General features: G+C 39.7%; 18 protein-coding genes. 10 read left to right on the top strand and 8 right to left on the bottom strand.

Annotation, left to right across the window (positions count from 1 at the left end; translation table 11 throughout):
* Window positions 1–21 precede the first annotated feature (21 nt).
* Window positions 22–2040, top strand: coding sequence for a TonB-dependent siderophore receptor (locus Q4575_RS06640; protein ID WP_303521791.1), 2019 nt, complete (start codon window positions 22–24; stop codon window positions 2038–2040).
* 159 nt (window positions 2041–2199) lie between these two features.
* On the opposite strand, the gene Q4575_RS06635 is transcribed toward Q4575_RS06640, so the two are convergent.
* Both Q4575_RS06635 and Q4575_RS06630 read right to left on the bottom strand, forming a co-directional pair.
* Window positions 2200–2856, bottom strand: a complete 657-nt coding sequence (locus tag Q4575_RS06635) for a Bax inhibitor-1 family protein (protein ID WP_215964415.1) — start codon at window positions 2854–2856, stop codon at window positions 2200–2202.
* 251 nt (window positions 2857–3107) lie between these two features.
* Window positions 3108–4775, bottom strand: coding sequence for a hypothetical protein (locus Q4575_RS06630; protein WP_303521790.1), 1668 nt, complete (start codon window positions 4773–4775; stop codon window positions 3108–3110).
* A gap of 507 nt (window positions 4776–5282) precedes the next feature.
* Between Q4575_RS06630 and Q4575_RS06625 the strand changes: the two genes are divergently transcribed.
* Entirely contained in the window at window positions 5283–5477 is a 195-nt protein-coding gene (locus tag Q4575_RS06625) for a YwbE family protein (protein WP_215964417.1), read from the top strand.
* Window positions 5478–5668: 191 nt separating this feature from the next.
* Here the strand turns inward: Q4575_RS06625 and Q4575_RS06620 are convergent, their stop codons facing one another.
* The gene (locus Q4575_RS06620; protein WP_303521789.1) at window positions 5669–6886 is read right to left on the bottom strand and encodes a sensor domain-containing diguanylate cyclase; all 1218 of its coding nucleotides are present in this window, start codon (window positions 6884–6886) and stop codon (window positions 5669–5671) included.
* A 471-nt stretch (window positions 6887–7357) separates the two neighbouring features.
* On the opposite strand from Q4575_RS06620, the gene Q4575_RS06615 reads away from it, so the two are divergent.
* Together Q4575_RS06615 and Q4575_RS06610 are read left to right on the top strand one after the other, a co-directional pair.
* Window positions 7358–7972: a hypothetical protein gene (locus Q4575_RS06615; RefSeq protein ID WP_303521788.1), complete on the top strand. Its 615-nt coding sequence runs from the start codon at window positions 7358–7360 to the stop codon at window positions 7970–7972.
* A 74-nt stretch (window positions 7973–8046) separates the two neighbouring features.
* Entirely contained in the window at window positions 8047–11760 is a 3714-nt protein-coding gene (locus Q4575_RS06610) for a hypothetical protein (RefSeq protein WP_303521787.1), read from the top strand.
* Window positions 11761–11947: 187 nt separating this feature from the next.
* On the opposite strand, the gene Q4575_RS06605 is transcribed toward Q4575_RS06610, so the two are convergent.
* A complete protein-coding gene (locus Q4575_RS06605) occupies window positions 11948–12643 on the bottom strand; it encodes a 2OG-Fe(II) oxygenase (protein WP_303521786.1) in 696 nt (231 codons plus the stop codon).
* A gap of 226 nt (window positions 12644–12869) precedes the next feature.
* Window positions 12870–13460, bottom strand: coding sequence for a paraquat-inducible protein A (locus Q4575_RS06600; protein WP_303521785.1), 591 nt, complete (start codon window positions 13458–13460; stop codon window positions 12870–12872).
* A 283-nt stretch (window positions 13461–13743) separates the two neighbouring features.
* Here Q4575_RS06600 and Q4575_RS06595 point away from each other — a divergent pair, with 283 nt between their 5' ends.
* A complete protein-coding gene (locus tag Q4575_RS06595) occupies window positions 13744–14208 on the top strand; it encodes a GntR family transcriptional regulator (protein WP_303521784.1) in 465 nt (154 codons plus the stop codon).
* Window position 14209: 1 nt separating this feature from the next.
* Window positions 14210–15097 carry a hypothetical protein gene (locus Q4575_RS06590; protein ID WP_303521783.1) on the top strand — a complete coding sequence of 296 codons (888 nt, stop codon included), beginning with the start codon at window positions 14210–14212 and terminating at the stop codon, window positions 15095–15097.
* A gap of 65 nt (window positions 15098–15162) precedes the next feature.
* On the opposite strand, the gene Q4575_RS06585 is transcribed toward Q4575_RS06590, so the two are convergent.
* The gene (locus Q4575_RS06585; protein ID WP_303521782.1) at window positions 15163–16467 is read right to left on the bottom strand and encodes a PAS domain-containing methyl-accepting chemotaxis protein; all 1305 of its coding nucleotides are present in this window, start codon (window positions 16465–16467) and stop codon (window positions 15163–15165) included.
* 631 nt (window positions 16468–17098) lie between these two features.
* On the opposite strand from Q4575_RS06585, the gene Q4575_RS06580 reads away from it, so the two are divergent.
* From Q4575_RS06580 to Q4575_RS06570, 3 genes are all read left to right on the top strand, one after another.
* Entirely contained in the window at window positions 17099–17587 is a 489-nt protein-coding gene (locus Q4575_RS06580; protein WP_215964423.1) for an arsinothricin resistance N-acetyltransferase ArsN1 family B, read from the top strand.
* A 156-nt stretch (window positions 17588–17743) separates the two neighbouring features.
* Window positions 17744–17977: a hypothetical protein gene (locus tag Q4575_RS06575; RefSeq protein ID WP_215964424.1), complete on the top strand. Its 234-nt coding sequence runs from the start codon at window positions 17744–17746 to the stop codon at window positions 17975–17977.
* 23 nt (window positions 17978–18000) lie between these two features.
* A complete protein-coding gene (locus Q4575_RS06570) occupies window positions 18001–18615 on the top strand; it encodes a YdeI family protein (RefSeq protein ID WP_303521780.1) in 615 nt (204 codons plus the stop codon).
* A gap of 95 nt (window positions 18616–18710) precedes the next feature.
* Here the strand turns inward: Q4575_RS06570 and traF are convergent, their stop codons facing one another.
* The gene (gene traF, locus Q4575_RS06565; RefSeq protein ID WP_303521778.1) at window positions 18711–20321 is read right to left on the bottom strand and encodes a conjugal transfer protein TraF; all 1611 of its coding nucleotides are present in this window, start codon (window positions 20319–20321) and stop codon (window positions 18711–18713) included.
* 191 nt (window positions 20322–20512) lie between these two features.
* On the opposite strand from traF, the gene Q4575_RS06560 reads away from it, so the two are divergent.
* Window positions 20513–21319, top strand: a complete 807-nt coding sequence (locus Q4575_RS06560) for a hypothetical protein (RefSeq protein ID WP_303521777.1) — start codon at window positions 20513–20515, stop codon at window positions 21317–21319.
* A 43-nt stretch (window positions 21320–21362) separates the two neighbouring features.
* On the opposite strand, the gene Q4575_RS06555 is transcribed toward Q4575_RS06560, so the two are convergent.
* Window positions 21363–24311, bottom strand: a complete 2949-nt coding sequence (locus Q4575_RS06555) for an esterase (RefSeq protein WP_303521776.1) — start codon at window positions 24309–24311, stop codon at window positions 21363–21365.
* Window positions 24312–24369: the final 58 nt, after the last annotated feature.

Raw genomic sequence — 24369 nt, 5'->3', positions numbered from 1 at the left:
CAGCATTGCCCGAGGCAAAAAATGTTTAAAAAATATATAAAATCAACAGTAGCAATGCTGTTAATTCCGGCGTTTGTTTACGCAAATGAAAGTGAACACGGCAAAGAGCATAGTGATGAACATCACGAAAAACATGAAGAGCATGGAGAACATCAACATAGTGAAAGTAGCATTGAACGGATCCAAGTAAGAGCTTCTCGATTAGGTCGTATTGTTACCGAATCAGCCACACGAACCGAAATAATTAATGGTGAAGAAATTCAGGAAAAAGCGTTAATGCGTCCCGGTAATATCTCTATGTTAGTTGCTGAAACCGGTGGTGTCAGAGTACAAACAACCTCGCCAGCGTTAGGCAGCGCCAATATTAGACTGCAGGGCCTATATGGGCGTTATACTCAATTGTTAAGCGATGGTTTGCCTTTGTACGGTGGCCAAACCGCGTCAATTGGCCTCCTGCAGATCCCACCAACCGATCTTGCAAATGTTGAAATAATCAAAGGGTCTGCTTCGTCACTTTATGGCGGTTCTGCGCTTGGGGGTGTCATAAATCTCATTTCACGGACGCCTTCGGATAACTATGAAGGGGAGGTGCTAGTAAACCTAACCTCCAAAGACGGCCAAGATGTTACGTCTTATTTTGCATCACCTTTAACAGATGCGTTAAGTGGTTCTGTCACTGCAGGTATTCATAACCAACAAGAACAAGATTTAGATAACGATGGTTGGATTGACATGGCGGGTTACCAAAGAGGCAGTGTCCGACCCCGTTTCTATTGGCAAAACGACAGCGGCGCAAATCTATACGTGACATTTGGCGCAATGACTGAGCAAAGAACGGCTGGAACTTTAGATGACGCACATCTCCCTGACGACAGTGCTTTCCCATTGACCCAAGACACGCTTAGAACCGACATAGGCTTCATTTACGACCAACCGATAGGTGATGAGCTAAACTTAAATATGCGTGGCTCTGCGATGAATCAAGAGCATCAGCACGAGTACGGCGCTATCCTTGAAGATGATAGTCATGAAAGTTATCTGATCGAGTCGAGCTTATCAGGGTATTCTGATCAAACCGCATGGTTAGTTGGCTTGGCACTTCAAACTGAAAGATTTGACTCAAATACCTTCTCAGAATTTAATTACTCTTATCAAGTACCAGGGTTGTTTTCGCAAGTGGACTACGAAGCGAGCGACGATATATCAATGTCGCTAAGCGCTCGCGCCGATTGGCATAGCGAATATGGAACCCAGTTAAGCCCTCGTGTTTCAATATTGTACAATCCTGATAACTGGACAGTTAGAGCGGCATACGGGCAAGGATTTTTTGCACCAAGTCCATTTATTGAGGACATCGATGAGGTGGGTTTATCTCGTCTTGCGCCATTAGGTAGCCTTGACGAAGAGCGAGCATCAACTGCATCCATCGATTTCAGCTATGTGTTGGGCAGTATAGAAGCCAGCATGACATTATTTGCATCCGACATCGATAACGTTACGGCATTAGAAGCAATTGAAAATGCTGACATATATGCGGAAAAACAAGTCCGCATTGTCAACTCTCTAGGTGAAACTGAAATCAGAGGGGCCGAACTATTGCTGCGCTACCGCTGGCGCGACATCAAATTTACGGGCAGTTATTTATATACCGATGCCACTAAAGAAGATGATTCCGGTCTTAGCCGTCAACCACTAACGTTAACACCAAAACATTCTGCTGGATTTGTGGTTATGATGGAGGAACATGGCAGTCATTTGTTGGGATTTGAAGCTTATTATACCGGCACACAACATCTTGAAAACAACCCTTACCGCACCAAAAGTAAACCCTATTGGCATTTAGGGCTTTTAGGGCAAATTACCGTTGGTCGAGTAAGCTGGTTTGTTAATGCCGAAAACTTATTAAACATTCGCCAAACTCGCGACGACTCATTGTTATTACTTGAACAAGCAGCCAGTGGCCGATGGACAACCGACATCTGGTCAAGAAACGATGGATTTACGGTAAACGCCGGATTACGATTTAAATTTGGTGGTTAGCGATTAAATTCGTTCACTGTTACTCGGTGTTATCTGTATTTTTACTTTTAACACCGACCTTTAAATATAACCACTCAACCAAAGAATAAAGCACTAACGAATAAGAACAACAATTTAGAAAAATCTATTCACCGTCCTGTACTACGGATTCAGAGTTACTTATTTTCTACCAAGAATTCTTAATATGCGTAGAAACAGATTAATAATATCCATATAAAGAGCAGCCGCACTATCTACAGCGTTGTCATAGGTTTTTGGTATCGCGTTAGCTCTTGCCCAATCATATCCGATATAGCCACAAAAAATAACAGCAACAACCCAATCTAAAATACCGTGATGCGTGTTAAATACAAAAATTTCAATAAGCTCAACCACAATGACGCAAAAAAGTGCGATGGTGAGGCCACCTGCAATTTTATTAAAAAAGGCCGGATACATAGACCCTAAAACCATCATGACAAAAGTTACCATTCCTGTAACTCTTATGGCTTCGAGTACAATGTCAGGATTATACTGGCTTACCACTAAATTAATAATTAACCCAAAAGGCACAACAACAAAGTTGTACCCAATGAAGCTAACCAGAGCACTAAGGGATTTGCTAAATAGATAAACACCAAAGAAGCAAGAGGCAAAGTAACCGATATAAAAGAAAATAGGATTAATACTACTAATTGACTCAACTGGAATATTTAAAACCATCCACCAATTAACAGCAAATCCCCAGATTAATGTAAGCCCAATAACAAAGTTATACGTTGAACCGCTTATTCGTTTATTTGCGGTTTCTGTTCTATCAAATACATTTACTTCCATTTTTACTTCCTGATAGTTTAATCGTCGATTCCTGACGCATGGCACGCCTTACTTCATTGATAACAAAATCCAATAGTGCATGCCAGATATAATTTGAGACGACTGGCTGTTCATAAACGACGTTTCATCAACTCTGACCCCGCAGCTTTTAACCCCATAGCTTGGACTCGCAGGCTTAATTTATGTTTTACAAAATAAAAAGGCAGACTCGTTGTCTGCCTTTAAAATGTAACTTTATGCGGATCTCTGGGTTATTTTAATGCCCAAATAGCGTCATAACCCAACTCGTTCTCTTTCTTTTCCATCATTTTAAAGCTTTGTGTCAAAGCTTCCATTAACTCTTTTTGACGCGTCACTTCAGGTAAAATATCCATCATAGTGGCCGCATTCATTTTCGCCTCATCTAAAGGCATACCAGTACCTGAAATAGTACCTTGGTGGAAGATAGTTGGCCCAGCTTTATAGCCATTTGGTGCGCCTGAAATTTGAATACTCATCACTGGTGACAAAGTAAAAGTATTCCAAGGCATTGCCAGGTCAATCGTTACCGAAATCAAACCATCAACACCTAACTCTCTGATTAGGTGAGCATCAACTCGGTCAGATGCAAATGTAGATGATATATTGCCAACGATAGAGGAAAATGATGTTGGAATAAGGTTTTTAGTCCCTTTATACGATTTTTCCACTTCAACAATGGTGTTTTCATCGGTGACGGCTTCTAATTTTTGATAAGAAGGTGCTCGCAATACGTTCTCTACAGGAATAAGTTTAATGTTGTATTGGCTTTTTAAGACTTTTTCCAAATCTACGTATAAACCATCAATATAACTATCCCAAAAAGCGTCCGGTAAGGTTGGAAAAGTTCGAGTACTCGTTGTAGTCGTAGTTGTTTTTACGCCACCTAATGTACTGCTCGACGAATCCGTTTTTGATTGTTTAAGTTTTGTACCTCGCACTGTAAACGATGCTAACGCAAATGTTTTTCCAGAACTCATTGGTCGGCCATAAAACGCATTTGGCTTATTCATTTTTACTTTCATTTCGCCATTTTTTATGGCGATTGTTTCTTCAATATTAATCCCATTGTCCTTAACAACCCCGGTAAATGCGGTTTCCACTTCACCTTTAATTGAAACAGGAACAACATCAATCGACGCACCAATAATTTGACTAGCGCCCACACCCTTTATCACTTTTAAGTTGGTATCAAATCGTTCAACTTTAAGCCAATTCGCACCAGACGTAGCTGGCACTGGCGTAATTGGATTCTTCCAAATTTCTGCAGGTAGCGTAATGTCATCTTTGTATTTAAAAATTCCCGACTCGATAAATGAGTTAATACCCATCACTTTCGTTACTAGCGACACAGAAAATTCAGTATTTTTATCATGTTGCGGGCTTTTCATTTTTAATCGTAAATCTGAATTTAGATCAATTTCCATTCCAGATTTTTTACCATTGACCGACACGATCTCGATTAAAGGTGGTGGTGTTATCGAGAATTCTGCAACCTGACCAGATACCGTTTCTATTCGAATCGTTTTAGGGGAGATATCATTTTTATCTATCCATTTACCATAAAAGCCATTCGCGGTATGAGGTATTTCTGTGCCATCTATAAACACTTTACCGTCTATAGTATACATACCAACACCATCACGTTTCAGAAAACTTACCGAAACTAGATTTGCCCCTTCGCGCCAATTTTCTCCTAGATATTCAACTTCAAATGTTTTTACATCTGCTGAATACATATTCCGAACAAACCCTGCGGAAATAGATACAACTGATAAATCGGAAGTTTTTGAAGTTAAAAGATTCGCAGTCAACTGCCCTACTTGCTTCATTACCGAACCACAGCCGACTACCAACAAAGCTACGAGAATAATACTGTATATTTTGTACTTTAATGTCATTGTTTTTCCTTAAAATTTAACACTACAATTTACCGCTAATGTACTACTCCACTTTCAAGTACCTAATGGAATAATCACCAAACAAACCAACGAGTTACAGCAGTCCTTTTAAATGACATTCGTTTGTTTTAGTTTGACTATTAGCCTTATTAAATAACTCGTTTTCCAATATTTAATTGGTTTCCCGGTATGGCCGGTTTTAAAAGTATAGCCAACAATTATATACTTGCTTCATTTATCCAATTAATAATTTTTATTATATAAAACAAGTAGATAACTATATTTTGTTAACAATAACAATTTTTCCATATAGCATACGTCGATTTTTACCCCGTAATTTCCGAACGCCACTTTTACTTTCTCTCGTTTTGTTGCAACTCGCCACTAACGCTGTATTTGGCAAACGATAATGCGGGGCAAATACCTATTTTGTTATCCCTGCACTAAGACGCCAAACTGTGACATAATTTAAAAAATTATTACTATGCATAAACTGGGAAATACATAATGGATGGACAAAATCGTTCGGATATAGAAATAGGTTCTGATGTGAAAATCGTGCTGAAAAAAGATCAACGCTCTGGTCGTCTGACTGAAGGGGTGGTAAAAGACATTTTAACTAATTCGCCATTTCATCCCCATGGCATTAAAGTTCGTTTGGAAAGTGGTGACGTAGGCAGAGTAAAAGAAATCGTCGGATAGCTATTAGACTTGTTTTAAACCGGTATCCAAAAAGGTTTGCGATTCAGTGGCAAACCCTTGAGTTTTATATTCGTCCTGTGTTGCAACCTTACACCTCGCCTTCCATTGCCAAGATTTTATTAAGTCGGTTTGCTTCTGCTTCAACAAATAGATGCTAACTAAGTCAGGCAATATGTTCTGTAAATTTAGACTTATTTAGCAACAACAACACGATTTTTACCTGTGCGCTTAGCTTGATATAAAGCGTCATCAACTCGTTTAAACAAGGAGTCCGCGTCGTCATTGTCACGAACTTCTGTTACCCCTAAACTCACTGTCACAGCCTTTTGAGCTTGTTGTTTTAATTCTGCATTGTTTTCAATATTTTGTCTGACCTGCTCAGCGATCTTGAGGGCATCTTCTGACTTAGTGTCGATTAACAAAATAATAAATTCTTCGCCGCCCCAACGAGCGATAAAATCACTTGTGCGAATGGTTGTCTTTAAGATATCAGCAATTTTAATTAAAACACCATCACCGACGTCATGACCTTCCACATCGTTTACCTTTTTAAAATCATCTATATCAAAAAAAACCACAGCTAATTCTTGTTGGCGGCGCTTTTTCATTACAATAAAGTGCTCCAACCTGCTGTAAAAGGTCCTTCTATTGGGTAGGTCGGTCAAACTGTCATTGCTAGCAAGTTCATTCAATTTGCCGTGAATTTTTCTCACATATAACACGACAATAATAGTGATCAATAAAGTGATTAGAACCGATACAATAATATTAAAATAAAACGCCTCTAGAACCGACTGAGTAAAATTATCAACTTTAGCTTCTACTACGACATAAAGATCTAATTCGGCGACATATTTTTTTGTTAACAAATACGCTTCGCCGTTCATAGTGTATTCAAATAACTGCTTATCTGGTTTGGTGATATCTGGTATTAATCGGCTTAATTCTTCATGCTGATTTAGGTGCGTTAAGTTATTCACCTCTTGCTCGGCGATAAATACCTGACCAGAAGCATTTATAAAATAAACATTAAAATTAAAACGTTCTCTAAAAAACTTAAGCATTTCATTGATGTAAGATGTTTTTAGGCCAATTCCAGTTGCCCCTAGCATGTTGTTATTATCATCATAAATTTTATGATTGATAAACATGATCAATGCTTCACCCATGTGCTTATTATAATCAATATTAACTTCGCTTTGTTCAGCCTTATCTCTGAAGGTAAAGTACCAATCATTGTGTTCATTGTTAATGTCGATTTTTTCAAGAAAACCATTGGCCGTGTAATAGTTGTGGCTTTTTTCTGAGACCAAAAACGCAGTAAACATATTATATTTATTTTGTATCGTGCCGAGATACTGAGTTATTTGCCCCACGTCATTTTCTTCATGCGCCAGCCAATCCTTCATGAACGTGTCATTAGACATAACGGAGGCAATGAGATTGGGTTCTATGATTTGCTTTTGAATTTTTGTGTAAATGTTGTCTACCGTTAAAGGTAAAGAGCTATTTTTTAACTGCTTGCGAGTGGAGTCCATAGACTCAATATAATTAAGAACCGTTAAACTAATTGATAAAGTAAACAAAAGGGCGGTAATTATAAAAACAATTCGGTAGTCAAAGCGCATAGGTTTAAGGTTCTGCAAGAAATAAAATGCTCGGCTAATGTTAACAAGTTAGCGTAGAAAAGTAACTCCCCAATTCATTTTCTAACCCCGCCCCCCACGCAAAACGTGTAATAACCATAAGTTCTTACTGTTAGATAGTTCAAATTAATCAAACATCATACCTATACATACATATAATATTATTGTACATTCCATTAAGAAAATAAATTGACGATATATTAAGCAATACACAACAGTGGTGGGAACAAAACGATGAAAACAAAAATAAAAACAAAAAGCCTTTTTAACACCGTGCTTCTAATAGGCGGATTAGTTTTAAGCAGTACTGCACATGCCAATCTTATAAACGGCGATTTTGGCGATGACCTAAATGGTTGGAGCGGTGACGTATTTAACTACGCGAACACCATTAATGGCGAATGGGAAACTGACATTAACTTTGATAATTATCAGGACAACTACTCTACGGTTGGCAACAGTGTCATCCTAACAACAGACTTTGATATTGCGGAAGTTTACCTTTACCAAGACTTTACTTTTGGCAACAACGTATCTGAATTGTCACTCAGCTTTAGCTCTTCTAGTATCGACGAATTTAGCCTCGTACTATTTGACGGATTTGGTTTTTATCACGACTTTGTCACTGATGGTTCGGTGGCCGACGTGAGCAGTTTGTCAGGTCAAAATGTATCTCTAGAGTTTGCCCTATGGGATTTTGACTTAATTGACGACACCTTAACGGTATCCGATATCTCTATCAGTGCCTTACCGGTTCCAGAACCTTCTTCTTTTGCCATTTTCATTATGGGATTATTTGTCCTACGACAAAAAGCATCAGCCCTTAATAATCGTATATCTAAGGGTTAGTAAATACCCACAATTAGTAATCAACAAAGCAACAGTCCGTTGATTTTTTTATAAATTGATTTTTGGAGAACAAAATGGGTAATCCCGATTTTGGCCGTAAATTATTAAACAAATGGCAGAGTACATTGTATAGCTCTGCGAAATTTTTCATGTTGGCATTAACCTGCCAATTGTCGTTCCAGGCATTCGCTATTGCCGATGGTTCATGGGTAACTGTTGAAGAAGCCACAATTGAACAAAGTCGTGTTGCAGCACAACGACGAGTTGGCCTTTATACCTTTAACAACATAACCCTGTCAGGTTCACCAGAATTATCCGGCTCTCTGCGTTTAGTGGTCACACAAAGTAGCCATAGCGTTATTTCGCCGGATGGGATTGACGACAGCAACAACCCGTATTTCAACATCGAACAGTTAGATGATGTAACTCAAATTTTCTTTACAAATAAACGCGTCGCGTTTTCCTATACCGCTGAATTACAACAGTTTGTGGCTGCAGCCACCGCCCCTATTGTTGGGGATCTCGTTCTCAATACGGAATACCAAACTATTCCTTCATGTACACCTGTTGAGTTAACGGCGATGTGGATCCATGACGGTTCGCCTATGGATTTCCCAAATGATAACTTAGCTGACATTAACGTCACTTTTATTGGCAACGATATTACGGTAGAGAATAAAACATTAAACGGTCTTTCTGGTGCAACAGCCCTAATCAAATTTGCACCTCACACTTTAGGCACGTCCACCGTCACCGCCGTATATACTGATACAAATGGTGAAGAGCACACAACGTCAATCGACTTCAACGTAGAGAATAACGCTGCGTGTGATGACCATCTCAGTACTTTATTTACTTTAGACACTGACTTTGAAAGCGATCCGATCGATCCGTTACTTAAGCCAATGAACGCAAATTTCGGTTCTATTGCAATTTCAAATGACGGTATTATTGGCCAAGCAATTGAATGGTCTAAAGGCGTTAACCTTGGTGGTAGCAACAACAATAACGGCCTGCAATATTGGAACAGCAACAATAACGCGGATTGGAATGAAACTGCGTTATTCGACCAACTAAGCGCCCCAATTAATATTGGAGAACAAGTAAAAGTATCCGCGTGGATAAAGGTTACTCATCCTTCACCTGAAGCAACTAAAATTGTACACACTATTTATCCAGAAAAATCACTATCAACTGGTGGCATAGGCGCTAGACGAAATGCAGGCATTTTATTGTCTACCACCATTAGTGTCGCGGAACATGGAAAATGGGTCTATAAAGAGTTTGTTGTGGACGCAACGAGTGCACCATCATTCACTATCCCAGATACTTGGGTTGTCTTTGGCTCAAATCCGACAATACCGACCCACATGGTGGCCGATTTTAGATGGAAGCAAACGTCACCAGGTGCAAAATTTGCAATTGACGAATACGCCATAGTAATTTCTGGGGCTTCTCAACTACCATATGTTCCAGCACCAGAGCCTATTCCAGATCCGGATCCAACACCTGATCCAGAGCCTGAGCCAATTCCCGATCCAGAGCCTGAACCAACACCTGATCCAGAGCCATTACCTGAGCCTTCAGACAACCTGTTGTTTGCCGAAAACATGAGTCCAAGTAGCCATTGGGACCGCAGCGAATTGACAAACGTTGTAAATAGTAACAATACACAAGAAGCGGTTGCGACCTTAGTTGGCGCAGCTAATTCAAACGTTTATGTTATCTTCAGCATTGAACAAAATGCCAGACTTGAATTTAGTTTTGTTCAAGACGATAACCCAGACAAACTTGTTACGAGCTGGGAAGTAGCTTACAAAAATGACAGTGGCTGGGTTGTTTTAAAAAGTTGGGGCGATGCGGCTGTAGGCCTTAACACTTTCACCGCCAACCCAAATGTTTCAGCAAATTTAATCCGGTTTAGATTTTCGACATCAGATGGGGCAAATTTAGGTATTAGCCAACTTTCTGTTGTTAGCTACGGTAGCATCAATGTTCCTGAGCCTTTGCCAGAACAAGACCCTAGTACCCTTCCATCTATCGATACAGACCTTACAGGTTATACTGGCTATACCGACGAGTTTGGTGTTACTACGGTTGATGTTGGATATTTTGAAAACAAAGTTTTCGACGACGCTCCTGCAGAATTAATCGCTGAAAGTGAATTTGTTGAAACTGTAAACGACACCGCACGTTTAAAAACCGCGTTAAACCAAGCTAAAAATGAGACCAATGGTGGCGTCGTTCGCTTACTTGCTAACGAAAATGGTCAAAATCGTTTTAGTCTTTCACATATCGCCGTTCCTTCTAATGTACGTATTGAAGTTGAACCGGGTGTTGTACTGGAAATGCGTGGTATTAAAGAAGATTTATACCCAACAAGTGCAAACGATTACCGTAATAAAAATAAGCCTAACCGACAGTTTTTGTTCTCATTTGGCCGCAGTAATGGCCCGAGTAACCTTCTTGCAAATCGTATTGAAAACGTAGAAGTTAGATCAACCGTCCCCGGTGAGAAGTTTACAATCGATGCTAAAACTAATATGCCGCATGACTATGGGTATATGGTTGGCGGGAATGGTAACGGTGTCGTTAATCTAACCCGTGCCATTCCGATTGGCCTATTTTATGTCAAAAACTTTGGGATATCAGACATCAACATAGTAGATAATCATACCGAATCTGTCGCCATACAAATGTTTGCCGACACGGACTATCAAGACGGATCTTATACCTATCGATTTGGGTCTACGCCACTCTATTTGCAAGACCGTTATGTTAAAAACCCTGAGGGCAGCGAAAACCTGAATAGACCAATGAACCCAGTCAATATTCCTTTGGCAACTAACGTCTACGGCGATTTTATTGATGACTCTGGGGAGATTATTCCAGACATGTTTGCGATACAACGCAACCCAACATATGCTCGTACACCAGTTAAAGGTTCAATCAAAAACATCAAAGCCAGTCACGCCCATACTGGTTATGGTGTTGTTCAAGTTTATGGTGGAGATTGGATAGAAATTGATAATATCGAGGCTTTTAATGGCATTGGCGTTCGTTTAGAAGCCGGGAACGGCACTGACAATGACAACTTTAATCGTTCTGGTCCTTATTATTCTTCCATGAATAAAATCCAGATCTCAAATGTCAAAGTAACTAATGGTTTCACCGGTGTTTGGTTAAAACCTCATTCAAAAATAATGAAAGACATTACCGTAGAGAACGTGGAGGCGATTGATAGTGGTACAGCTCTTTTGGTTGGCAAAGGCACGTTCAATTGTAAAACACGCTGTCGAGATTTAACCCGAGGCCGTATTAACAACTTAGTGATAAAGGGTGATATCACATTACGACAAACTGTGTTCGATAAACCAGTTGCTGAAGTAGGTAACAACATTACTTATTTGATCACCGATGCGCATCGTCAGTATTTAGCCAATTTGAATGGTAAAACTGTTGACCAACTCACACGTGGTGATTTACAAGAAAAAACCATAACAGGCGAACAAACACCTGAGCAATTGGCGTTATTAACGCCCGACAGCTTTGATAATCCATCGGGCACACGTTGGTACAAAATATTCCCAACAGCGCCAGTATTAGCATTATCGATGTTATCCGAGACAGAAGTTGGTGACGAGTCTGCCAAGATTGGTTTTTACCCAGTGGATTTTTCACAAGCAAATATTGTTTCAGATGGTTTACCAGCTGATACCTTAATATTGTACAGAGGCGACATGCGTCAACCAAATGGTGAGCCAGCAAGTGACTTTATTAACAAATGATCAATACCTGACTGTTAGTCACTTTAAATAAAGTGGGCTCAACTGGCCGACTAAAATCAAAAAGGGAAAACATACGTTTTCCCTTTTTTAATTCACTCAACATTATTTAAACCATACGCTTATAAATTTTTTTCAAAGCCGTTAACACCCTGTTGTGTAAACGACACTTTTAAAAACAAAAAAATTATTACTCTGACCAATACCAACTCGTAACGTTATAACGATAACCTGCGGCATGTTCAGCGTTTAGCTTGTTCACCCAGTGTTCTGAGCCTTCCGAGGCGGGATCGAATAGCACACATCGATTAAACAATGGCGTAATCGTAACTGGCTTGTCGTCTTTACCTAAAAAGACTAACTCGCCACCAGCATTTGTATTCCATGTTTTATTTAAGTACAGCAATAAACAAACTTCCCGGCCCGGAGAATCGTCCGCATGTAAGGATACAAAATCGGCTGAACCTAACCGGAAAAAATTAGTATTAATTTCGGGTTCACCAACATTGATGTCTGTTAGGTGAACGTTAAACACTCTAGATAAAAAAGACAAAAACGTTTGAGAACGCAGAAACCCTAAAAAGTCCTGAGCCGGCTTTGCCCTTGAACTGTTATTTATTGACGTTGGACGTTGCCATGAATCTCTCTGCACAAACCGTTCTTCGTCACTGACTTCATGCCATTTAGATTGATCAACATACAATTCAGAATAGGAATGTGTTTGAGTTTGCCAATGAGTTGGTTGGCTTAAGACGTCCATCACGTCATTAAGTTTGGCTTCGTCAAACAAGTTATCAATAACGACATAATTTGGGCTGGTGCTTGTCAACTTTGCCCGATAATGTCGTATTGCAGAATCGCTCACTTGTTCTTCATTCAACCACATTAACTCTACCTACTCGCCTTTAGCAATTTTGACTTTGAAGTGGATAATACAGGGTTAATCAAAAAAATGAATCGTAGGAAAAAGCTTACTTACTTATTTATTTACTCTGCCTTTAAACTAAATTCTGTAATGAACCCGAGGCACAAAACCCTCATATTTGATGAAATATTGATTTTTTAAGCCCACCCTCAATTTGTTTACAAATCCTTCCGAAAAAGTTATCGGGTTACCTTTTTAGGACCGGTTCGGTCACTTTAGATGCTGACATTAACTGCGTACCGGCAATAGATAACAGGCAATAGCTTGTGAAGAAATAGAAACCGTTGCCCAGTTGCGAGATGGTTTGACTGCTGATCTCCACGGCAAGTTGAAAGCCAAATACCGAAAACTCTTTCACCGTCGACGTTTCTGCATGGTTGGTTGATAATACGGCTAAAAATATTGCAACCACAAACACATCGGCCATCGACCACTTACCAATTGCATTAACAACATTCAGAAGCTTCGCTCTTAGTTGCTGTTCATGAATAAAATAGGCAATCGTTACCATCACCAATTTGATCAGTGGGATACATACCGAAAAGGCAAATATGAGTATCGCTACAAAAAAGCGCTGCTCCTGCCAAAGAGTATCTACGGTCGCCATAATCGACAATTCCTTGCCAACCAAGGGTGCTGTTAATTCAGAATTACTCAGCAAGACCATCATTTCCATATCAAATTCAAACATAGTGATAAAAATACCAGGGAAGAAAAAGCCCAATGCCAGCATATTTAACAAAAAACCAAAATGTTGACGTTTTGTTTTCGACCGCATTGTTCCTAACCCTTTTGTATCCGACCCCATACTGCTTCCTCACTTGTTCACTGTGTATTGAACACTAAATATTTCTAATAACGTATCTTAGTTTTCTAACGTTGAAGTGCAATCTCTATGTTTAAAAATGGAAAATTAGCGCATGTAGAAAAATAACAATGACATCCAATTTTGTTTAATCATTACGGAAAACAAAAACGTTGCATGTTTTTCATCCAACTGCTATCTTTCAATTCTATTGTACCATTTGACCCACGGGTACAATGGTACAAGGCTAAAATAGATGCAAGGTTACAACGATGCAAAGGTACAACAAACATTGGTACAAGAAGCCAATACGCAAGTACACACTAACGGAGGATTTATGATAGTTGTTGATTTAAACAGTAGTGAACCCTTGTTTAGTCAGTTAATTAATCAGATCAAAAAAGCAATTACCAACGACGAGCTACTTGCGGGTGCACCATTACCTTCTATTCGACAGCTCGCCAATGAATTGGACGTGAATAATAAAACCGTTGCTAAGGCTTATAAGCTTTTAGAACGTGACAATGTTATTGAGTCAAAGGGGTACAGAGGGACTTTTGTGCATCCAGAAGCAAAACAACATTGCACATTTAATTTAAACAATTGGTTGAATGAACAGCTCACCGACGTTGTTCAAACTCTTAAACAGTCTGGTGCGACCGACTCTGAAATTCGGATTGCATTTAACCAGGTAATGACACAGCAAACAGAGGCTAACTAACATGATGACGCCAGAAATCGCAGAATTAAGCACCCTACAAATCGCGTTTTACGCGACCATCTTTCTACAAGTTTTGATTACCACGATATTAATTCCAACAAATATTTACAGAACGTTTGTAACAATACTGTCGAATTTTGCCCTTGAACACCAATCAAAAAGCACAGAAATATCTGCACGAGACATCAAGTTCGCAAAAGCGAGTTTAACTATCTATTTAGTCTTATCTGTAGTTATCGCCTTGTTTTCGACCTACGTTGTGCTGAGTAGTTATGTAGAGCAGAAAGAGTTGTTAAATTGGGACAACCAAGCCGGTGCGATTGTCTTATTTTTCCTCGCCATATTACCTGTCATTACATTAGCTTTATTAAATAGGTCGTTCCTTAAACATATTAGACAAAGCGTCTCAAGCCTGCGCAGCGCGTCGTTGTCACCATTAACATGGCGGGACTTTATGTCGCCAATGGTCATTATATTATTGGCTATTGGTCAATTAACGTTTATAGGCGCGACCGCATATTTCACTTTGAACCCATTTGACGGATTTGGTGGCATGTGGAATATTTTAGGTTTGGTCTTTTTAAACTCTGTGATGGGCTTCACAGTTTATAGCGGCATGAACAATCGAGGGTTGTCGACCATTGCCAATGAACACGAAAGGCTCAGCGCAAAAAAATTGATCATCAACGTTAATGTATTTATTTGGGTCGTTGCATCATATTACCTTACGCTGTCTTTGCTATTGGCTGGCTTTGATTTAAAAAGCTATTCTTTGGTACTACAGAGTATCTATTTACAGATTATTTTTATTGCCATGATTAAGGCATTTAAAGTTGGTGAATATAAAGCGCTTGATGCAAATTCACAGTTAAAATCATCATTGAACTAAATTAAATAAGCCGCTATTTTCCATCGATAGCGGCCGATTTATGGCAACAAGCGCTGCATAATTTTTTATGAAAGCTGCTCCACGGCAGAACTAACCCCTACCATTCCTTGATTTATCTCTTTAAACACTCCGTCGACCTGGGTAATTAATTCAGTGCCCAAATTGGCCTTTTCTTGAGTTGCCATAATACTCTCCGACAAGGCTTGTGAAATCGCTTGGTTTTCTTTTACAACATTGGTGATTTCAGTTGTCGACTTGCTAGTACGGGCTGCTAATTGCCTAACTTCATCGGCGACCACCGCAAAACCTCGGCCTTGTTCACCCGCTCGAGCTGCTTCAATTGCCGCATTTAGCGCCAGTAAATTAGTTTGGTCGGCGATGGATGATATTGTGTTTACTATGTCACTGATTTGAGTTGATTGACTGCCTAGCTCGCCAATATTGTTAAACAAAACATTCACGTTTTCGACAATTTCATCCATGATCCCAACACTGTCCTGCAGTAACAATTTTGCTTGTTGAGAAACCGCTTCCGTTTGCATTACAGTAGCCTGCACAGAAGCAGATGCATTCATTACATTTGTGATCCGACTCGTAACGTCTGATGCAAATTTGACGATTCTGATCAGATTACCAGCGCTATCAACTATTGGGTTATAACTGGCTTCTAGCCAAATAACATTGCCATTAGCCGTTTTACGTTCAAATAAACCATGGATATACTCACCTCGATTTAAGGTATCCCAAAACTGCTGGTATTCATGACTATTTACAAATTCGCTCTGACAGAACATCGCATGCGACTTACCTCTAACATCCTCAAGCCGATAGCCAACCGTCTTTAAAAAATTATCGTTCGCGTCGACAATTGAGCCATCTAGATTAAAAGATATTGTCGCCATTGACCTATCAAGTGCGGTTAAAATTCCATCCTGTACATTTGCTTTGTTGACGTGTTGGGTTACGTCAGTGGCCATTTTCACCACAGATATAACGTTGCCAAAATCATCTTTGATTGGGTTATAGGTTGCTTCCAACCAAATGGGTTCATTGTCTCTAGTAAATCGTAAAAACCTATCACTTAATGATTTCCCCGACGCCAACTGACTCCAAAAGATTGAGTAATCACTCGTTCGTGTATACGCCTCGTCACAAAATATTCTATGATATTGTCCTTTTATCTCGTCCAGTGAATAGCCGATGACGTTAAGGAAATTTTCGTTCGCATCTAAGACCTCGCCATTTGGTGTAAACTCAATAAACGCAATTGACGCTTTTAATCCCTCTAAAATTTGCCGTGACTTAATATCATGTAATTGTTGAGGAGTCGGTGTATCTACTTGTTTTGGATTTCTTGAAAAAAAATTCATTTAAACAACCTTTGCACGTTCGCCATTTTGTTAGTTCATCCCTTTAGATCTGCTAAAACTATCATGATGGTTTTAAGAATGGCAGAAAGTTTGAAAATTACTAATTATCGAAGATATTTTTATCCACTAATGGTTTTAATAACAAGAGGTTCACTACCTTTTGACGGTGCTAAATTCTTACTGGAAATATGGATATTTTCGGCGGTTATATACGATAAGCTCAAGGTTTGTTTAGAGGAGAGGGGAAGTTGAATGAGTAATAAATTATCAGGTCACCGACTTCAATTCGATAACCTGACAATATTTAAATAACAATACCGCTACTCTTGTTATTCTTTTTAGACGCTTTAGCCGCCTTTTTTTCTTTGGCTGTTAAAAGCGGTTTCTTTTTAGCATTCTTTTTACTGTCTTGACCTTTGCTCATGATATTTTCCAATTGTTGTAACGTCATCAACCCAAGGTCAAACATTTAACCTCAGGACTCTTGTTAGCAATGAATCCAGTTAATAACCTAAACCAATGAATAACCTATTGAGTATGTGCGCATATCTACACAATAGATAGGCATTGCAAAAAATATCTAAAATGGCATCTTAGTAATTCTGTAATAATGAACAAAAGTGTCAGCGCTATGATAAGACCAATTAACACGTCAGATGCACAATTCGTAGCAGAAATTTACAATCATTACGTCTCAAATACGACGGTCACGTTTGAAGAACACCTGGTAACATCACAAGATATGGTCGCCAGAATTGACGAATGTAAAACGAATGGACTCCCATGGTTTGTGGCAATAGATGAAAACCAAATCATTGGCTACTGTTATGCGAGCAAATGGAAGGGTCGGTGTGCATATCGTTACTCCGTTGAAGCGACGGTATATCTGTCACCAACCGCGACTTCAAAAGGATGGGGAACCCAGCTTTACAACCAGCTATTATCGCAACTGACCGAACAAGGGATACATGCTGTAGTTTGTGGAATAGCATTGCCAAATGACGCAAGCATAGCGTTACACGAAAAATTTGGAATGGAAAAAGTGGCTCATTTTAAGCAAGTTGGACGTAAATTTGATACATGGATAGACGTTGGATATTGGCAGTGCTTACTTACCTAATTTTAAGGTATCGTTCGCTTTTGCACACTTAGATTAGTTAGCCCTATTTTTAAGATTTAAGTCTGTGGGCCATTTTACCGAGATAAAACAAGGGGGATCTGTGATCAACCTGTTTTCCAACACCATTTGTCACTAATCAATTAACAGGAAACATCAATGAATTTCGAATTTTTAGATCAGGAATTCCTCAATTTTGGCCCTCTAACAGACGCTTTTATTTTGCTATTCAGTGGTCTTATTGTCACATTGTTCGCTAAAGGAAAGCTGTTCATCAAAGCCAAAGACAATGAAGCGAAGAGTAATAAGTCGATGTTAGAAAATATTTTTTATCTCGGTTTGCTGCTTATTTTGGTCAGCTTTATTCAATTTTTTAGATATTTTCTTATATAACAAACTATAGGATGCGGTTAATTATGACGTCGGATTTACCATCGGAATTACCATCGGAATTACCCCCAAATATAGTAGCCATTTTAGAAAAATCAGAATGGCAGGATGAGCGTAAATTGCTGCGTGAGATTTTGCTGAACCACGACTTAGAAGAAGACGTAAAGTGGGGAAACTTATGTTACACCCACAACAACAGTAATGTTGCGTTAATTTATTGCCTCAAAGATTATTGTGCCATTGGATTCTTAAAAGGTGTTTTACTCAAAGACACACAAAATTTACTGCAAAAACCTGGGCCTAATTCACAATCGGCAAAATGGATGAGGTTTAACAACAAGCAAGATATTAAAACCCTTAAAACCACTCTCGATGACTACATAAAAAATGCCATTGATGTAGAACGCGCAGGTTTGAAAGTCGATTTCAAAGAAAAAAATGAATTGATATACCCCACTGAATTGCTCCAAGTTTTTCAACAATCACCGGAATTAGAAGTCGCTTTTGAAAACTTAACACCGGGCCGAAAACGAGGTTATATTTTGCATTTTACAGGGGCGAAACAATCCAAAACACGCACATCTCGAATCAATAAATGTGTCGCTAAAATAATGTCTGGCAAAGGCTTTAATGAACGTTAGTCACTTTAAAAATTAAAGTTTTTGACTTTGTTGGTAAAATTCAGAAGTCAGCTTAGGTGTAAATAAAATAGCGTGTTGGGAAACATTCAAGACCACTAAAATGTTAACCCAATTTGTAATGCAGCACCGAGTTCGTCGTTTTTTTCAGACTTTGCCACAGCAATATCGACATTAAGCTGATTAGTCGAAAAACCTAACCCAATAGAGGGCAATGTCGCCCCATTAACTAAGTTCTTTCGAACGCCAAAACGCAGTGCACCGTAACCTGTCATCGGTAATTCGATACCCAAACTGGCATATTGTTTGTTTGGGTCAAATCCAATGGGATCATTTGATGTTAAGTCTACATCCCCAACTAGATGAAAGAACGTTCCCTGATACGACACGCCGAATCTTGCAAGGGGTCGATATTTAATGGTGTTATCAAGCGCCGTTAAAAAGTCATAAGGTAAGACATTTTTGACCACCAGACCCATTTTTGTTGTGGAATTAAAATGGTAACTCACTCCAATATCGGCGTTGAATTTATTATATTCGGTTTGGTTTCCTTTTGATGTCACTTCGCCAGCACTGACATCTGCAATATCTGTTTCAAAGTCAATTGTCGTTAACTGTAACTGTTTTAAATTTATGCCCACTGTGACCCCCTGAAAATTAGCAAGGGCGGTCGCAAAACCAATACTCGACTCACTAATAAATGCGCCTTGCACAGCAATAGTCGACTGCAATTTATTACTTGGTTTATAACGAATATATTGATTTAGCTGTGGCGGGTTATTGATTGCATCTGGATCCTTCAAAGCGGCTTCTAAGTCATTTAATCGTAAGTATTCTTTAAGATCTGTCGCCAATCTACCGGTATCAATGGCTTCTTCGATAAGTTGCTGCATTCCAGGTAAGTAAAAATAGTCTTCAAGTTTTGAAGTTAGTTCTCCTGAATCGATCGACGTATTAATAAGCGCTTCAAGAGTGCTCAAATCAAGTTCATTTGCTAAAGCGATTGTATCTTCGACGTTGTCGGCAATATCGGCCATTATGTTTAAAATTCGAATTGCTTTACTGATTTGTTGCTGGTCATCCTGATTAAAATTAATTTGGGCACCAACAACATAATAACGACGGTAATGTGCGCCCCAAGCTGTTGCATGACCAGTTTTACCCGCTGATAGCTGGTAGGAAGCACTAACTCTTAGAGGTTTATTAGACAGGTTATTTAGGTCGTTTTGCCATTGTGCCGCGGCACCGGCTACAACTCGAATGTCATTTGAAACTAATGTACCTTGGTTAAAACGTGTTTTGGCGAGTTGCAGTTGAGTATCAAATGCCAATTGCGCATTATTTTTTTGGTACTCATCTACGGCGTTAATAAACCCATCACGGTCTAATATTCTCGCGCCTAAATAAGGCACCGAAAAAAACACATTGGATTTGCCAGAGGTGACCAATAAAGCAGGGTTAAACAAGGTTGCGTTGTAAATAGGCGAACTTGCAACTCCCGCACCTCCTAGCGCCATCGATCTAGGGTCGAAAGACAAAAACGAAACCGCAAAAACATTGCTAGAAAAAACCAGCAATAACAGGCCAGTATTCTGTATCGTAGAAGCTATTTTGAATGGATAAAAAATCTTAAAACCACTAAGAACCTTGTTCTTTTTTAGTCGAGTGTTTAATAGGCTTAGTGACAATTTGAGTTTACGCGGGATCATTTTTTCTTAGCCTAGTTTAACAGCATCATATAGTTTACACAGGTCACCAACGTTTGCCCCATTTTCTCACTGTTCAGACCGTTAAAGACGAACAACGAGCTCATTGCTGTCGCCAAACTTAAGGATGTTTTAGTTTTTATAATAAAAATATACACTGGTAAACATGTATTACTCGGTAATAAGAATTAAAAATGGAAACCAAACTCGTTGTTGCAATTATTCATGGCATGGGTGATATACACCCCGACTTTGCAGACCAATTTATCGAAGACGTTTGTGACCAAATCTCGCCTGATGTGTCACCTCAGGCTATAAAATTTGTCCCTATCCATTGGGGGTATATTACTCAACCAATTCAAGATCAGTTCTATCAAAGAGCAAATGCGGTGGCAGACTTAGATTACAAACCCGTTCGTAAATTTATTTTGTCAGCACTAGGCGACGCCGCGGCCTACCAAAAAAAGCCAAATCAAACGAATTCAACTTACCAACAAATTCATTCGGTTGTTAAGTCCAAACTTGATATTAATGTACCAGACAATACGCCACTAATTGTTGTTGCCCACTCTCTTGGCTGTCACATTATGTCGAATTACTTGTGGGACAAACAACACCACCCTGACCCGGCAGCCAGCCCGTTTCAAAATGGCAAGACGTTAGCTGGTATGTATACTCTCGGTTGTAATATACCGTTGTTTTCATTTGCTGAAAGCGATCCACAGCCGATAGCATTCCCGGGCAATGTCTTATCTTCAACGCTCAAACAAAACGCTCGCTGGTTTAATTATTTTGATAAGGACGACGTCTTAGGTTACCCCATTAAAGTCATTAATGAGGCCTACAATAAGGTGGTGGACGAAGATATTGAAGTGGATATCGGGGGCTTACTTCGAAGCTGGAATCCATTTTCACACGACGTTTATTGGTCGGACAAAGACATAATTAATCCAGTGGCCAAATACCTAAGCACAACACTCAAAATTCTCGATAACGACTAACTTTACAATACATTAACGAGAATATTGATTTAACCGCAGAGCTTTAATCAAGCGGCGTTATTACAATGCCGTAGAGATCAAATTGGTTAAGTTGTCCATCTACGCCACCAGCAGATGAATACGTCTCGTTTGTTGTTAGATAGCTCATGTTATAAAAATCGGTTAACGACAAGGTATATTGTCCGGCATTTAGGTCGAGGTATATGGGTGTCGACAAACTAATCCCAGCATCCGGTTTAGTATGCGGCATTTGTACAATCTTCTTAGCAACATGCATATCGCCTAGTCGAATATTAGCGGCTTTCACTCCAGCGGTTATACCGGTATTAATAGAGTGATTCAAATTGCGATATCTAAATTGCAAAGCGACCTTACCCGGCGTCGCTTGTTGCCAAGATAACTCAAACTTGTCGGTTGCTGAGCCCCAATTTTGTAGTGTATTGCCAAAGGCTGTTGGGGTGATTTTGATGTTGCTAACAACGGTGTTCGAATCAACATCCACTTGCGTAGCTTGCCCAGCACAAACCGTTTTACTCAAATGCGATACAGTCCCAGATTGCTTAAATTGGGCACTAACGTTGTAGCAGGCGTTTTCTTGATCGCTCAGCGGACTATCTTGCCATGTAGACTGAGTTAAATTTTCAGCCACTAATAAACCATTTTTATAGACATTAAATGTCACGGTTGCAGTGTTAACATCGTCTATACGAAGCTCAATACCGCTATCTGTTGCTTTCAAAGTTAAGTTAGGTTCAACCGGAGCAAAATGTTGAACGTTATCGTTCGATGGTAAACCCGTCACTAATGTCATTTTGTTGTCCGTACTTTGTTCAACAAGATCAACCGTTATCTCGTTGTTTTCTAACAACATAGCTGCCTCAAGGGTATTTGTTTTTAGCACTTGGTTATTGAGCTTAATAGTGCCTGCGCGTAAGACCTGTTTAGCGCTGTAACTCGATGGTAAGTTGAGCGTTAGTGTAATTGACTTCCCTAACCAATTAAGTTGATGCAATACCACTTCTGTTTGGCCTGAAAAATAATGTAGGGCGACGTCAGTCGGTAAATACGGATCAATTTTTAAGGTACTTTTTGCACTTAACCCATCTGAAGCACTATCGACACCAAAAATTCCGCTAACCACCATGTTGATGTATCCGGCTACTGACCATAGTTGACGCTTGGAGTTAATTGCGGGTCCCGATTGTTGTGGCTGCTCTCTATCTAGCCAAATTGATTGGCCAGACAACCACTCTAAATTTTCCATATTGGATAAGTTTAACGCCGCGCCTCGAACAATAGATTCAATTGCGTTCGTAGCAACCGCCGCGTTGTTGCCTCGTTTAGCCGCTTGCAAACCAAAGGCCGTGACAAAAGGCCAAATTGCACGATTATGATAAATTTGAATACCAGGTTGTTGTGGGAATATAACCGGAGCCCCCATCTTGCTGTGAGGGTATCGCTTAAGTATCATTTCCGTTTTTGTCTGGTCTGCAATACCAGTAATTATCGCCAAAGACTGACCAAGCCAGTCGTATTTTTGCATTGCGACTGGGTAATGATGGCCACTCGACAAACTTGAGTACAACCCCTGTTCTGGCAACCAGAAAAAATCATTAATATGTTGTTTTAGTTCATCAGCCCACTGTTGGTAACGGGTGGCGACTTTACTGTTGTTCGTTTCCCAGGCCAACTTAGCAGCCAACGTTAAGGCCTGATAATGGGCGACATTAGTTGAAAGTGACATTGAAGTTGCCATTGAAGATAAATCATCAACTATCCACTGGGCATAACTCTGTTCACGCCAATCGAGGAATGACTGCTCGCCTTGGTACAATCCTACGGTAGAATTAAAGATGGAGATGCGGTCTAATTCGATAGTATTGATTAACGCATCTAATGCTTTCCTAGCAAACCGCGAGCGTTCATTATCTGCGATATTGGCAAGGACTGACTCGGCACCAAATGCCCATGTCACTCTGTCCGTGCTAATTGGCCAGCTGCCGCCACTGCCAGTATCTTGTAATATTTGGGTTCCGGCATCAGTCATCAATTCACTTCCGGTCACTGAAACTTCATCTCTAAATGGCGATGTTTTAAAGAGCAGTGAATTAACTACGCGTTTGGGGTCAAAAAAGCCCAAACCTAACTGTGCCGCGTAAGATAAGTCGCGAGTCCAGACGTAATTCCATTTTTCTCCTGTTTCAAAACAGGGACATGCAATGGCCTTACCTAGGTTGTAGTTTCCATCTTTGATATTGGCAACCGAGTTTAATTTCATCTCATCCATAGAAAGCGCAAACAGAGCATCAAACGCGATATTGCCGCTGCGCACATAAGGCAGATTTGATGATTCGCTGTATGTTGAGTGTTGTGGTACAGGGTCACGTAATAACTGCGTGGTGGCATGTACATAGGTTTTTAATTGACCCGTCGTTTTAGCCACTGAAAATGTAGCGCGCTGCTCCTGTCCTAAAACATCCTCATACTGCAATTGAGTTATACCCTTGTCACCGTGAGGCTGTTCAATACTTGTCGCTTTGAACAAAACATTTTCAATAATAAGATTAACGGGCGTAACAGACGTATCTACGACAATATCAAATTGTGCTGGTTGTGGAGTGAGGATTTGGCTGTTGTAGTCGACGTTTTTTTTAGCCAACGCAAATGCAGTGTTTTGATCGTGCTCTAAATCAATAACATGATCGGATGCCAATAACATTTGAAGTGACCAGTCATTTGACGCCACTTTAAACGCGTGAATACCAAGGCCAACAGATATAGTACTGCGGTATTTGCCCGATGGCTGTTTTACCAGAGGGTTTTCAGTTCCCCAACCATTAAACGCGCCACGAATATACAAATCGTCCTGTGATAGATCAGTATTTGTTACAGCCTGTTTTGAACAAGACACGATAGTTGTCAGAGCCAATGTTGTTAAAACCAATGTAGTAATCGATACCATTAACCCTAGTTTCTTTGTGACCAGTTTCAAATTACACGTCCATTAAATTAATCTTTTACGTGCGTTTAGTGTATGCAGGGGGAAGGGG

The organism is Psychrosphaera sp. 1_MG-2023 (assembly GCF_030548245.1).
In the GTDB taxonomy this organism is placed as follows: domain Bacteria; phylum Pseudomonadota; class Gammaproteobacteria; order Enterobacterales; family Alteromonadaceae; genus Psychrosphaera; species Psychrosphaera algicola.
The sequence above is the reverse complement of the archived record's forward strand: the minus strand, read 5'-3'. Positions and strand labels throughout refer to the sequence as shown.

What these genes read in the sequence shown, in the direction of transcription:
- Q4575_RS06640 (WP_303521791.1), top strand. Translation starts at nt 22, where the DNA reads ATGTTTAAAAAATATATAAAATCAACAGTAGCAATGCTGTTAATTCCG.
- Q4575_RS06635 (WP_215964415.1), bottom strand. Translation starts at nt 2,856, where the DNA reads ATGGAAGTAAATGTATTTGATAGAACAGAAACCGCAAATAAACGAATA.
- Q4575_RS06630 (WP_303521790.1), bottom strand. Translation starts at nt 4,775, where the DNA reads ATGACATTAAAGTACAAAATATACAGTATTATTCTCGTAGCTTTGTTG.
- Q4575_RS06625 (WP_215964417.1), top strand. Translation starts at nt 5,283, where the DNA reads ATGGATGGACAAAATCGTTCGGATATAGAAATAGGTTCTGATGTGAAA.
- Q4575_RS06620 (WP_303521789.1), bottom strand. Translation starts at nt 6,886, where the DNA reads ATGAAGGATTGGCTGGCGCATGAAGAAAATGACGTGGGGCAAATAACT.
- Q4575_RS06615 (WP_303521788.1), top strand. Translation starts at nt 7,358, where the DNA reads ATGAAAACAAAAATAAAAACAAAAAGCCTTTTTAACACCGTGCTTCTA.
- Q4575_RS06610 (WP_303521787.1), top strand. Translation starts at nt 8,047, where the DNA reads ATGGGTAATCCCGATTTTGGCCGTAAATTATTAAACAAATGGCAGAGT.
- Q4575_RS06605 (WP_303521786.1), bottom strand. Translation starts at nt 12,643, where the DNA reads ATGTGGTTGAATGAAGAACAAGTGAGCGATTCTGCAATACGACATTAT.
- Q4575_RS06600 (WP_303521785.1), bottom strand. Translation starts at nt 13,460, where the DNA reads ATGCGGTCGAAAACAAAACGTCAACATTTTGGTTTTTTGTTAAATATG.
- Q4575_RS06595 (WP_303521784.1), top strand. Translation starts at nt 13,744, where the DNA reads ATGCAAGGTTACAACGATGCAAAGGTACAACAAACATTGGTACAAGAA.
- Q4575_RS06590 (WP_303521783.1), top strand. Translation starts at nt 14,210, where the DNA reads ATGATGACGCCAGAAATCGCAGAATTAAGCACCCTACAAATCGCGTTT.
- Q4575_RS06585 (WP_303521782.1), bottom strand. Translation starts at nt 16,467, where the DNA reads ATGAATTTTTTTTCAAGAAATCCAAAACAAGTAGATACACCGACTCCT.
- Q4575_RS06580 (WP_215964423.1), top strand. Translation starts at nt 17,099, where the DNA reads ATGATAAGACCAATTAACACGTCAGATGCACAATTCGTAGCAGAAATT.
- Q4575_RS06575 (WP_215964424.1), top strand. Translation starts at nt 17,744, where the DNA reads ATGAATTTCGAATTTTTAGATCAGGAATTCCTCAATTTTGGCCCTCTA.
- Q4575_RS06570 (WP_303521780.1), top strand. Translation starts at nt 18,001, where the DNA reads ATGACGTCGGATTTACCATCGGAATTACCATCGGAATTACCCCCAAAT.
- traF (WP_303521778.1), bottom strand. Translation starts at nt 20,321, where the DNA reads ATGATCCCGCGTAAACTCAAATTGTCACTAAGCCTATTAAACACTCGA.
- Q4575_RS06560 (WP_303521777.1), top strand. Translation starts at nt 20,513, where the DNA reads ATGGAAACCAAACTCGTTGTTGCAATTATTCATGGCATGGGTGATATA.